General features: G+C 68.2%; 11 protein-coding genes. 3 read left to right on the top strand and 8 right to left on the bottom strand.

Features of this window, described 5'->3' with window-relative positions; genetic code table 11:
* On the top strand, nt 1–1,252 hold a 1,252-nt coding region (tolB, locus tag A1351_RS23470; RefSeq protein WP_064034079.1), incomplete at its 5' end, for a Tol-Pal system beta propeller repeat protein TolB.
* Nucleotides 1,253–1,394: 142 nt separating this feature from the next.
* Here tolB and A1351_RS23465 read toward each other — a convergent pair.
* The 5 genes from A1351_RS23465 to A1351_RS23445 are packed head-to-tail and all read right to left on the bottom strand — an operon-like array spanning nt 1,395 to nt 7,224.
* Complete coding sequence (locus tag A1351_RS23465; RefSeq protein WP_024880218.1) at nt 1,395–2,426, bottom strand: biotin-dependent carboxyltransferase family protein; 1,032 nt, start codon at nt 2,424–2,426, stop codon at nt 1,395–1,397.
* Nucleotides 2,423–3,151: an allophanate hydrolase subunit 1 gene (locus tag A1351_RS23460; protein ID WP_024880219.1), complete on the bottom strand. Its 729-nt coding sequence runs from the start codon at nt 3,149–3,151 to the stop codon at nt 2,423–2,425. The genes A1351_RS23465 and A1351_RS23460 overlap by 4 nt, the downstream gene beginning before the upstream one ends.
* Nucleotides 3,152–3,155: 4 nt before the next feature.
* Entirely contained in the window at nt 3,156–3,923 is a 768-nt protein-coding gene (locus tag A1351_RS23455) for a LamB/YcsF family protein (protein ID WP_024880220.1), read from the bottom strand.
* Nucleotides 3,920–4,393: a nucleoside deaminase gene (locus tag A1351_RS23450; protein ID WP_024880221.1), complete on the bottom strand. Its 474-nt coding sequence runs from the start codon at nt 4,391–4,393 to the stop codon at nt 3,920–3,922. Before A1351_RS23450 ends, A1351_RS23455 begins: the two co-directional genes overlap by 4 nt.
* Nucleotides 4,394–4,431: 38 nt before the next feature.
* Nucleotides 4,432–7,224 (bottom strand): histidine kinase dimerization/phospho-acceptor domain-containing protein, encoded by a 2,793-nt coding sequence (locus tag A1351_RS23445; RefSeq protein ID WP_064034078.1) that lies wholly within the window; start codon nt 7,222–7,224, stop codon nt 4,432–4,434.
* A gap of 303 nt (nt 7,225–7,527) precedes the next feature.
* On the opposite strand from A1351_RS23445, the gene A1351_RS23440 reads away from it, so the two are divergent.
* Together A1351_RS23440 and A1351_RS23435 are read left to right on the top strand one after the other, a co-directional pair.
* Nucleotides 7,528–7,887 carry a phasin gene (locus A1351_RS23440; RefSeq protein WP_024880223.1) on the top strand — a complete coding sequence of 120 codons (360 nt, stop codon included), beginning with the start codon at nt 7,528–7,530 and terminating at the stop codon, nt 7,885–7,887.
* A 181-nt stretch (nt 7,888–8,068) separates the two neighbouring features.
* On the top strand, nt 8,069–8,743 hold the full coding sequence (locus tag A1351_RS23435) for a phasin family protein (protein ID WP_024880224.1): 675 nt from the start codon (nt 8,069–8,071) through the stop codon (nt 8,741–8,743).
* A gap of 55 nt (nt 8,744–8,798) precedes the next feature.
* On the opposite strand, the gene A1351_RS23430 is transcribed toward A1351_RS23435, so the two are convergent.
* The 3 genes from A1351_RS23430 to A1351_RS23420 are packed head-to-tail and all read right to left on the bottom strand — an operon-like array spanning nt 8,799 to nt 11,233.
* Nucleotides 8,799–9,641, bottom strand: a complete 843-nt coding sequence (locus A1351_RS23430; protein ID WP_024880225.1) for a shikimate dehydrogenase — start codon at nt 9,639–9,641, stop codon at nt 8,799–8,801.
* A 35-nt stretch (nt 9,642–9,676) separates the two neighbouring features.
* A complete protein-coding gene (gene bioB, locus A1351_RS23425; protein ID WP_024880226.1) occupies nt 9,677–10,663 on the bottom strand; it encodes a biotin synthase BioB in 987 nt (328 codons plus the stop codon).
* A 27-nt stretch (nt 10,664–10,690) separates the two neighbouring features.
* Nucleotides 10,691–11,233: a hypothetical protein gene (locus tag A1351_RS23420; RefSeq protein ID WP_024880227.1), complete on the bottom strand. Its 543-nt coding sequence runs from the start codon at nt 11,231–11,233 to the stop codon at nt 10,691–10,693.
* Nucleotides 11,234–11,465 lie beyond the last annotated feature (232 nt).

Raw genomic sequence — 11,465 nt, 5'->3', positions numbered from 1 at the left:
GCTTCTCGCCGCGCCGGCGCGCGCGGCGCGCGTGCTCGATCTGCGCGCGGGCGGCGGCTTTCAGCCGGTCTCCGTCGCGGTGACGAATTTCTCCGGCGATGAGGCGGCGCGCATAGTGACGAGCGTCATCGTCAATAATTTCAAGCGCTCCGTCTTTCTGCGCCCCATCGAGCCGGGCGCCGTCCCGGAGTCCGCCGGCTCCGAGGCCACGCCCAATCTCGATCTCTTCCGCACGCTCAATGCGCAATATGTCGTCACCGGCCGCTCGCAGCGCAGCCCGGACGGACGGCTCAAGACCGAGTTCCGCCTCTTCGACGTCTCGACCGGCGAGCAGGCCGCGGGCCAGCAATATGTGACCGATTCCGCCAATATGCGCCGCGTCGCGCATCTCGTTTCGGACGCCGTGTTCACGCGCATCACCGGCGAGAAGGGCTTTTTCGACACGCGCGTCGTCTTCGTCGATGAGAGCGGCCCGAAAGAGCACCGCCGCAAGCGTCTCGCCATAATGGATCAGGACGGCGCCAATGTGCGCTATCTGACCCGCGGCGAGGAGCTCGTCGTCACGCCGCGCTTCTCGCCGTCCTCGCAGGACGTCACCTATATGTCCTTCGGCTCCGCCGATCCGAAGGTGCTGCTGCTGAACATAGAGAGCGGCCAGCGCGAGGTGGTCGGCAATTTTCCGGGCATGACCTTCTCGCCGCGCTTCTCGCCGGATGGCCAGAAGATCGTGATGTCGCTGTCGCAGGGCGCCGCCACCAATCTCTATGCGATGGATGTCCGCTCGCGCACGACGACCCGCCTCACCGACACCAACGCCATCGACACCTCGCCCTCCTATTCCCCGAGCGGCGGCGAGATCGTCTTCGAATCCGATCGCGGCGGCTCGCAGCAGATTTACGTGATGGGCGGCGGCGGCGGCAGCGCGCGGCGCATCTCCTTCGGCCAGGGCCATTATTCGACGCCGGTGTGGTCGCCCAAGGGCGATTACATCGCCTTCACCAAGCAATCCTCCGGCTCCTTCGGCATTGGCGTAATGAAGCCGGACGGCTCCGGCGAGCGCATCCTCACCGAAGGTTTTCATAATGAAGGCCCGACCTGGGCGCCGAACGGGCTGTTCCTGATGTTCTTCCGCGATCCGGGCGGCGGCGGCGGCGCCAAGATTTTCATGGTCGATATTTTCGGCCGCTCGGAATTCCCCGTGCCGACGCCGTCCTACGCGTCTGATCCGTCCTGGGGACCGTTGCAGGAGTAGTCTAGCCGCTGGACGCCCCCCTCCCCAGCCCTCCCCCGCTGCGCGGGAGAGGGAGCGGATTCGGCCCTTCACACAAGTTTGCGCAATGCTTGCCGCCTCCCCTCTCCCGCGCAGCGGGGGAGGGTACGGGAGGGGGCGAGCCCTACTCTTTATCCAAAGGCCGATACGCATCGGCGACGCCGCCGATCAAATTGGCGGACAGCAGCAATTCCGTCGAAATCTCCCCGCCCACGGCGCGCAGCCGCACGCCCCGCGCCATCGCCTCGCTCAGCGCCCGCCGCGCCGCAACGGCCTGCTCGATCGATACCGCGGCAAAGGAGAACGCATCCCCCGGCCGCCGCTGCGCAAGACGGCCGATATCGGCGCCGATGACATTGGCGATCTTCGGATAGCCGCCGGTCGGCTGGCGATCGGCCATCAGCACGAGCGGCGCGCCGTCGCCCGGAACCTGGATCGCGCCGAGCGCCACCCCATCCGAAACAATGTCATGGCCCTTGGCGTGGGCGAGGCGCCCGCCTTCCAGCCGATAGGCCATGCGATCGCTGCGCTGCCCGACCCGCCAGCGCGCCGACAGAAATTCGCCGATCGCCTCTTGCGAAAAATAATCCGCCTGCGGTCCGAGCACGGCGTGGATCGGCTCCTCCCCAGAGGCGAGCCAGGGCGCCTCGAGCGCCTGCAATTCTCGCGGCGGCGAGGCGAGATCGGCGAGCGGCAGAACATCGCCGGCGCGCAAGCCCCGCCCCTCGAGCCCGCCCATGAAAGAGCGCGTATGTGTCGCGAGCGAGCCCAGCGTCGGCGGCAGATCGATGCGGCCCGCGATGGCGACATAGCACCACGCCCCGCTCCGCCCCGCGCGAATGGTAAGCCGCGCGCCCGGCTCCAGCGAGAGCGCGCAAGCGAAGGGAAGCGGCGCGCCGTCGAGGCGAATGTCGAATTCGCCGCCGGCGATGGCGAGGCCGATGGTTTCGCCTTCCGCCGTCAGCTCCAATCCGCCGAGCGAGACCTCGATCGTCGCTGCGCCCATAGCGGCGCCCGCCGCGAGATTGGTGGCGGCATAGGCGCGCGCGTCCATCGGCCCGGCCGGCGTGACGCCGAAGCGCAGGCTGCCGCGCCGCCCGGAGTCTTGCAGAGTGACGCCCGGCCCCACCGCGCGGAGGATCAGCCGTGCGCTCATCGCGTCGTCTCGCGCCGCGCGATCATCTCGCCGCGCGCGCTTTTCTCCTCGAGCGCGCGAAATGTCGCTTCGTCGATCGGCTCGAAGCGAAGCGCATCGCCGACCTCGACGAAAAAGGAGGGATCACGTTCGGGTGCGAAAAGGCGCTCGGGCGTGCGGCCGAGGACATACCAGCCGGTCGGCATGGGATCGGCGCCGATGAGCGAGAGGCCGCCGCCGATGAGCACCGCCCCTCGCGGCGTCGGCCCGCGCGGGGAGGCGCGGCGCGGAATTGCGAGCGCCTCCGGCAGGCCGCCGAGATAGCACCAGCCCGGCGCGAAGCCATACATATAGGCGCGAAAATCGGCGCCCGAATGAAGCTCCGCAATGCGCTCGGGCGAAAGCGACAGCGCATCGCCCGCCGCCGCGATATCCTCGCCATGCGGCGGCGCGTAGCAGCACGGAATGATCCAGCGGGCGCTCGGCGCAGCGTTCTCCTGCGGCGCTCTCTCGAGCGCCTCGACATGGGCGACGAGCGCGGCGCGCGTGAGCGCCAGCGGATCGTAATGGATCATCAGCGAGCGATAGGTCGGAACCGTCTCGACGATTCCCGCCAGCGGCGCGGCGCGCAGTGCGGCGTCCAGCGCCAGCACCTCGGCGCTGATCGCAGGATCGACGCTATCGCCGAATTCGACGACCAGCGCCGCCTCGCCGGCGTCGAGACAGCGCGGCGCGACATAGCGCATCGCCTCATGTCTCCGAGGGCGCAAAGGGCAGAAGCTGATAGCCGGCGCGCTCGAGCGCATCGCGCAGACGCCGTGTCATATCGACAGCGTGCGACGTGTCGCCATGCACGCAAATGGAGTCGATCGGCGTCGGCAGACGCTTGCCGCTCTCGGTGACGATCGCCTGCTCGTTCAACATATTGAGCGCGCGCGCCGCGGCCCAATCCGGATCATCGATCACGGCGCCCTTCTGGCCGCGCGGCTTGAGCCGTCCGTCATCGAGATAGGCGCGATCGGCGAACACCTCATGCGCAATCGTGACGCCGGCGTGCTCGGCCGCCGCCACCTGCTCGCTGCAGGCGATGGCCAGCAGAGTGAGGCTGGCGTCGACGGCGCGCGTCGCCCGCGCCACGGCGAGCGCGATCTCCGGCTCGACCTCCGCGACATTGGCGAGCGCGCCATGGCATTTCACATAAGTGAGGCGATGGCCGCTGTAATGCGCGAGCGCCTGCGCCGCGCCGATCTGATAGGCGACGAGACGCTCCACCTCGGCGGCGGAATAGGGAATGCGTCGCCGGCCGAAACCGGCGAGATCGGGAAAGGACACATGCGCGCCAATGGCGACGCCGCGCGCTTTCGCCAGCGTGAAGCAACGCGCCATTATGTCCGGATCGCCGGCGTGATAGCCGCAGGCGACATTGGCGGAGGTCACGAGGTCGAGCATGGCCTCGTCGTCGCCCATGCGCCAGGCTCCGAATCCTTCTCCGAGATCGGCGTTGAGATCGACTGTCACTGTCCCTCGGCTCCCCCGCGCGGCGCGTCCTCGGCGATGTCCTCGTTCCAGATCGACGGATTGGCCGCGATATAGTCTCGCATCAATTCCCGGCAGCGCGCGTCATCGAGCACGATCACCTCGACGCCGTGGTCGCGGAGAAACTGCTCATTGCCGCCGAAATTGCTGTTCTCGCCGATGATGACGCGCGGAATCTTGAACTGCACGATCGTCCCCGCGCACATCATGCAGGGCGAGAGCGTCGTGTAGAGCGTCGTCTCTCGATAGGAGGCGCGGCGTCCGGCGTCGCGCAGGCAATCCATCTCGCCATGCAGAATAGGATCGCCCTGCTGCACACGCCGATTATGGCCGCGGCCGAGCATGCGCGCGCCTTCGGCGAGAACGGAGCCGATCGGCAGGCCGCCCTCGTCGAAGCTCTTCTTCGCCAAGCGAAACGCTTCATCCATGCAGACGATATCCGACGCTCTCATCGAAATCCCCTTTCCGGCGTGGCGCCGGCGGGGCCTCGCTATTCCGCCGCGAGCACTTGCGGCGGCGGAAAGGCGACCTCGATCAGCGTCCCTTGGTTCTTGCGGCTCTTGATCGAGAAGGAGGCGCGATTGGCCTCGATCAGCGCTTTCGTCACCGGCAGGCCGAGGCCCGTGCCGCCGCGCGACGAGCCGATCTGCCGGAAGGGCTCGAGCGCCGTCTCGATCTCATTCTCGGACATGCCGATCCCTGTGTCCTTCACGCGGATCACCACATATCCGGCGTCGGTCAAGGCGCTCGACACGATCACCTGTCCGCCCGCCTCGTTGAACTTCACCGCGTTGGACAGAAGGTTCAGCAATATCTGCCGCAGCGACCTGCCGTCGGCAAGGATGCGCGGCAAGCGCGGCCACAAGGACAGGCGGATCACCACACGGCTACGGTTCGCCTGCGGCTGCATGATCGACACGCATTCGGAGATGACGGCGTTGGCGTCGATCCGCTCGACGTCGAGCTCGAACTTGCCCGCCTCTATCTTGGAGAGATCGAGCAGATCGTTGACGAGGCTCAGCACATGCTCGCCCGATGTGTGGATGTCCTTGAGATATTCCTTGTAACGATCATTGCCGAGCGGGCCGAAGCGCTCCTCCATCATCACCTCGGCGAAGCCGATGATGGCGTTGAGCGGCGTGCGGATCTCATGGCTGACCTTGGCCAGGAAATCGGTCTTGGCGGCGCTGGCGCGCTCGGCCTCGTGGCGGGCGGCCTCGAGCTCGTCGTCGGAGCTGCGACGGCGGATGACATGGAGAATGACGCAGCGCCTCAGCTCCGGCGGCGGGCCGAGCGGCGCCAGCGTCAGCTGCACCGGGATGACCTGACCATTGCGTCCACGCGCCTGCACCTGCAGCCCATCGCCCAGATCGCGGCTCGTCGGGCGACGGAGAAAATCGGCGACCACGCCTTGATCGGCGTCGCAGAACAGCGAGGCGAGGCCAGAGCCGAGCAGCGCGCGCGGCTCGCCGCCGATGAGCCGGCCGAGCGCTGCGTTGACGCTGCGCAGCCTGCCCTCGGCGTCGACCACCACAACGGCGTCGCCCATGGCGTCCAGCGTCGCGCGCAGCTCCTCCGCCTCATGACGGCGGCTCTCCAGCTCCTTGCGCAAGGCGCCGGCGCGCGCGCTCTCCGGCGCGGCGACGGAAGCCGCGCTGCGCAGCGTGACGAGAGTGGCGGCCAGACCGTCCCATTGGATCGGCTCGAGCCGAACATCGGCCTCCAACGGCTCGCCGTCGCAATCGAGCACCTCGACGACCCCGCCCGCGGTTCCGTCCGCCGCGGTCGGCGGGCGCCGGCCGGCGAAGAGCCGCGTCGCGCCGCCATCGCCGGTCAGCGCCGCGGCGTCGCCATAGCCGAGATAATCGAGCAGCGTGCGATTGGCGTAGAGCGCCTCCGCCCCGCGCGCGACCATGACGCCTATGGGCAGCCGATCGAGCAGAGCGGCGGCGCGCGAGAGATCGCCCGGAAAGGCGCTATTCTCATTGGAGGGCAGAGGCTCTTGGGACGGCGCGGCCTCGTGGGACGGCTCCTCGAAAGGCTCCGATTCGGGCGCGGGCTCCGCCGAGACGGCGGTCGCCTGCCCCATCGCCTGCTGCCCGGTCGCCTGCTCGATCGTCTCGAACAAATCGCGCACCGAGCCCTTGGCCGGCTTTTGCGCGGCGGAAGCGAGCGCGCGGGCGATTTCGTCGAAAGCGGTGCGCTCGCTCGGCGACAGAGACTCGCCGATGGAGGCGGCGGCCTCCTCGAGGCGCGGCAGCGGCCGCAGCGGCACGATCTTGGCGCCGAGGAGCGCCGGCGTCTGCTCCGTCTCGGCCGGGGCGGTCTGGATCGGGACGGCCTCGGCCAGCGGCTCCAGCGCAGTGGCGGGCTCTTCCGCTGGCGGCGGCGTCAAATCGGGCTCTGGCTCTGGCTCGCGCTCCGGCTCTTGGCGCAGCCGATCCACATGCAGCACGCCATAGCCCTGATAGCCGCCGAAATGACGGCCGTCGTCGAAGACCGGCAGAGCGCCGAGTGTCACAGGAACGCGGGCGCAGCCGCCGTCGAGCGGCCAGTCCAGCTCCACCCCGCTCCAGGAGCGGCGCGAATCGAAGGCGTCGGCGAGGCGTTCATCGGGCGCGAGTCGCAGCCGGCTCGCCAGCTCGAGAAACGGACGTCCGGCAATGTCGCCATTTTCGCGCCCGACCACATCGGCGAGGGCGGCGGTGACATCGAGCACCCGTCCCTCGGCGTCGGAGCGCCAGAGGAAACGTTCCGGCCGCGGCGGACGGGCGGGCGGCGGCTCGATCACAGGCTCGGGAGCTGCGCGGGACTCGGCTACAGCCTCTGGCTCGGCGATCACGGCCTCGGGGACAGGAGCTTCGGCTGGCTGAACCAGCGGAGTCTCATTCGCGGCGGAGCGCATGCCGAGCATTGCGACCAGAAACAGCGGCGCCGAATCCTCGGACGTCAGCCTGCGGCACAGAACCGTCGCCGTCTGCGCGATTGGGCCGAAGGAGAAACGCAGCCGCTCCAGCCGCGGCGCGGCGGCGTGGCTTTCCGCCCCCGCGAGCTCGCGCAGCCGGCGCGCGCCGGGCTCGTCGCCGCCGAACAGCCGGTCGCCGAGCGCGACGAGATCGCCGCCGAAAACGGATATGGCGGATTCATTGGCGTGGATGATCGCCAGCGGCTCGCCCGCGGCGGCGACGATCGGCGCGCCGGACGCCTCGAGCGCGGCGAAGGCCGGATCGGCGCCGATCTGCGTGGCGACCGCCTCGCTCTCGATCCTGTCGTGCTCGCTCATATCGACAGCGCCTCTTCAGACGCGACAAGCGCCGGAAGCGGCGCGGAACAAAACGACGCGGAACGCGCGTCGCGGCCGATCAAGGTGAAGGATCGGTTAAAGGAAACTTAAAGGTTCGTTGCGGCTTGGTCTATGCGGCGCAGGACATTTTAACAAGCTTCGACGATTCATGATGAACGGATGCGCCGCCCCTAGACCACAATTATGTTGCAATGCAACATGAGTTGAGCCATATTCGGCTCGGCCGGCGCCCCTTCTTCGGCCGACGGGCGTTCGAGCCGACCCGACCAGAAGGAAGCATTCGTGAGCGAACCGATCTATCAGATACCGAACGAAGTCCGCGACTTCGCCGAAAAGAGCGTCGAGCAGGCGCGCAAGGCGTTCGAGGGATTCGCCGGAGCCGCGCAAAAGGCGATCGGCTCCGTCGAGACGACGACAGCCACCTTCCAGGTCGGGGCCAAGGATGTGAGCGCCAAGGCGCTCGGCTACGCCGAAGCCAATGTGAATGCGGCTTTCGATCTCGCGCAGAAGCTTCTGCGCGCCAAGGATCCCCAGGAAGTGCTCCAGCTGCAGGCGGAGTATGTGAAGAGCCAGGTCGAGGCGATACAGTCCCAGGCCAAGGATCTCGGCGCTGCGCTGCAAAAAGCGACGACCGGCAAGTGAGTTGCCGACGGCGCCGCGCCGATGACGCGCGGCGCCTCGACGAAACGCGCTGCGGCGCGTCTCGGCGGCGTGAGTAGAGGCAGCGTCGAGTAGAGCGGCGTTTCCGCGGAGCTTTCGAGCGCCGAAGGCGATTCGGGCGCGACACTAACTGCCGACACCAGCACGAAAGGAGCCCGAAGCGATGGCCACCCATACGAGAGGTTCTTCCAAGCGCCCGGCGCCGCCGAAGGAGCCGCCGATTACCCTCAAGGACGCGCTGGACGACGATGAGCACGAGACGGCCCCGCTGGAGGCCGCGTCGCCCGTCGAGATCGACGCCGTCGCCGCCGCTCTGGAAGCCGCCGAGATCGAGGCCGTGACCGCCGCCTTGGAACCCGTCGAGTTGGCGCTGACGCCGGCCGAGCTTGCCATCGAGGTCCCTGCCGAGACCGCGACCGCGCCGGAGCCTGTTTTCGACATAGCGCCGGAGCCGGCGCTCGAGACGGCGGCTGAACCTGTCCTCGAGACAATCGCGGAACCCGCCCTCGAGGTCGTTGCGGAACCGATCGCCCAAGCGCCGATCGCGCCGGTGACCATCGTCGCCGCGACAATCGAGACCGCGCCCGCCAAGGCCGAGCCGCTCGACCCGAGCCTCTGGTCGTTGAAGACATTCGATCTCGTGAATGAGAACGCGACCGCCGTTTTCGATCTGGCGCTGGCCCTCGGCCAAGCGCGATCGGTGAGCGATGCGCTGGAGGCGCAATCGCGCTTCGCGAGCGAGCGCTACTCGACTTTCCTCAAGCGCGCCAATGAGCTGGTGGAATTGTCGAGCCGCTGGTCGCCCTTCCGCTTCGCTGTCTCCGCCTTTGTGGCGTGAGCCCCGCGAAATACTCCTCGCCCGGCCGGATGCGCCGGGCGGAGCGCTCTGATCTCTACAGCGTCGCCTCGATCAGCGCGCGCAGCTCCGGCGTCGCCTCCGGCATGACGCCGAACCAGTCGCGGAACGCCGGCCGCGCCTGATGGATCAGCATGCCGAGCCCATCGACCGCGACATTGCCGCGGGCGCGGGCCGCGGCCAGCAGCGGCGTCTCCAGCGGCGCATAGACGATATCGGAGACGAGCGCTTCCGCCGGCAGGCGATCCAAAGGCAGATCGAGCGGCGGCTCGCCCACCATGCCCTGATTCGTCGTGTTCACCAGCAGGCCGGCGCCGGCGAGGCCGTCGGCGCGTTCTTCCCAGCGATGCGCCGTGACCGGAGCGCCGAAATCCGCTGCGATCTTCTGCGCCCGCTCGAGCGTGCGGTTGAACAGCCGCACCTCGGCCGCGCCGGAATCGATGAGCCCGGCGATGACCGCCCGCGCCGCTCCGCCCGCGCCGATCACCACCGCCGGCCCGGCGTCCGCCCGCCACATGGGCGCGGCGGCGCGCAGCGAGGCGGTGAAGCCGAAACCGTCGTAATTGCGGCCGACGAGCGTCCCGTCCTCCTCCACCACCACGCAATTGACCGCGCCGATGCGCGTCGCGCTCGCGTCGAGAACGTCGACGATGGCGAGCGCCGCCTCCTTATGCGGGATGGTGAGATTGCAGCCCGAGAAATTCAGCGCCGGCAGCGCGCGCAGCGCCGCCTCGAGCCGACCCGGCTCTATGGCGAGCGGCGCATAGGCGCCGGCGAGACCATAGCGGGCGAGCCAGTAATTGTGGATTTTGGGCGAGCGCGAATGCGAGATCGGCCAGCCCATCACGCCGGCAAGGAGAAAGCGGTCCTGCCCATGCATCGGTCTCTCCCCGCTTTTCCTCCCGCCCGCGGCGCCTATTGCTTCGCCGCGCAGGCCCCCTGCCCCTGCGCGGAGAGCGCAGAGAAGAGCGCGGCATCGGCGTCGAGGCCGGGATTGCCGGCCGTCAGAAGCTTCTCGCCATAAAAGATGGAGTTGGCGCCGGCGACGAGGCACAATATCTGCGCCTCGCGCGAGAGGCCGGAGCGGCCGGCCGACAGGCGCACGCGGGATTTCGGCATGAGGATGCGCGTCGTCGCGATCATGCGCACCAGCTCCAGCGAATCCACCGGCGGGCGGCCCTCGAGCGGCGTGCCTTCTATGGCCGCCAGCGCATTGATCGGCACGCTCTCGGGATGCGGATCGAAGGAGGCCAGAACCTGCAGCATATGGGCGCGGTCGCGCACGCTCTCGCCCATGCCGATGATGCCGCCGCAGCACATTTCTATGCCGGCGCGGCGCACTGCGGCGAGCGTCTGCAGTCGATCCTCATAGGTGCGGGTGGTGACGATCTCGCCGTAGAACTCCGGCCCAGTGTCGAGATTATGGTTATAGGCGGTGAGGCCCGCCTCCACGAGACGCTCGGCCTGGCCGTCGTCGAGCATGCCGAGCGTGACGCAGGCCTCCATGCCGAGCGCTCGCACGCCGCGCACCATCTCCAGCACGGAGTCGAAACGCTCGCCCTTGGGCGCCTGGCGCCAGGCTGCGCCCATGCAGAAACGATCCGCCCCGGCCTCCCGCGCGCGCTTGGCGGCGTCCAGAACCTCGTCCACCTGCAGCAGCTCGACGCGGTCGAGCTTGACCTCGCGGTGATGCGCAGATTGCGAGCAATAGGAGCAGTTTTCCGGGCAGCCGCCTGTCTTGATGCTGAGCAGCGCCGCCTTCTGCACGTCATTGGGATCGAAGAAGCGGCTGTGCAGTGCGCTCGCCCGCGCGATCAGCTCGAGCAGAGGGGCGTCGTGGATGGCGACGATCTCCTCCAGCGTCCAATCGTGACGGAGAGTGAAATCGGCGGGAGCGTTCATCGATCGGAGCCTCTCTGCGGCGTGGTTTCAGCGCGACTTTTTGGCGACGCGGCGCTCATTGCGCGTGAGCGGACGTTGCGGCTCATCCTCCTCCCCGCCGGCGGCGGAAGGCGCGGAGGGCCGCGGCTTGCGCTGGAGCTGCGGATCGGCGCCGCGCAGAATGGCATAGACGACATAAGCGGCGACGGCCAGATCGAAACCGGTGAGGCCGAGCGTGAACCACGCCGGCGCGAACTCCGAGCCCGTGCCGAAATAATGGAACTGCAGATGCCAGAAGGGATGCAGAGCGAAGCCGATGGCGAGCCACCAGGGCGAGCCGACGAGGCCCAGCAGCCCGAAGGAGCCGAAAATAGCGAGGCCGGTCATTTCGATGCCGAACCAGGCCTTTGCATTGTCCGAGGCGAAGGCGAAGCCGACATAGAGCGCGGCCGTGGCGATGAGCCCATAGGCCAGCGCGCGGCGGGAGCCCGCCTGCGGATAACGCTCCGACCAGCGCGCGAAAAAGGCGAAAGCCACGCCGATGAGCGCGCCGACGGCGGCGGGAATCAGAATCGAGGACGCGTCTTCCATGGTCGAGCACTCGGATAGGGTTACGGCCGCAGCGAGGTCTATAAGTCGGACGGGCGGAGGCGACAAGGGAGGGAGCGGGATGGCGGGATCGGCGGGAGATGGCGGCGCTGTCGCCCATCAGAGCGATCGGGTGAAGGTTTCCTCATCCTGAGGAGCCGCGCAGCGGCGTCTCGAAGGACGAGGAAACCTTCATGCCCGGCCATCTGAAGCTCCCCCTCGTGCTTCCCTCCTC

Source organism: Methylosinus sp. R-45379 (assembly GCF_001644125.1).
Taxonomy (GTDB): domain Bacteria; phylum Pseudomonadota; class Alphaproteobacteria; order Rhizobiales; family Beijerinckiaceae; genus Methylosinus.
This window is presented reverse-complemented; position numbering and strand designations above follow the sequence as displayed.

Coding starts and splice junctions, on each gene's coding strand:
- A1351_RS23460 (WP_024880219.1), bottom strand. CDS start 3,151: ATGCGCTATGTCGCGCCGCGCTGTCTCGACGCCGGCGAGGCGGCGCTG.
- A1351_RS23430 (WP_024880225.1), bottom strand. CDS start 9,641: ATGCATGGGCAGGACCGCTTTCTCCTTGCCGGCGTGATGGGCTGGCCG.
- A1351_RS23465 (WP_024880218.1), bottom strand. CDS start 2,426: ATGAGCGCACGGCTGATCCTCCGCGCGGTGGGGCCGGGCGTCACTCTG.
- A1351_RS23445 (WP_064034078.1), bottom strand. CDS start 7,224: ATGAGCGAGCACGACAGGATCGAGAGCGAGGCGGTCGCCACGCAGATC.
- A1351_RS23450 (WP_024880221.1), bottom strand. CDS start 4,393: ATGAGAGCGTCGGATATCGTCTGCATGGATGAAGCGTTTCGCTTGGCG.
- bioB (WP_024880226.1), bottom strand. CDS start 10,663: ATGAACGCTCCCGCCGATTTCACTCTCCGTCACGATTGGACGCTGGAG.
- A1351_RS23435 (WP_024880224.1), top strand. CDS start 8,069: ATGGCCACCCATACGAGAGGTTCTTCCAAGCGCCCGGCGCCGCCGAAG.
- A1351_RS23420 (WP_024880227.1), bottom strand. CDS start 11,233: ATGGAAGACGCGTCCTCGATTCTGATTCCCGCCGCCGTCGGCGCGCTC.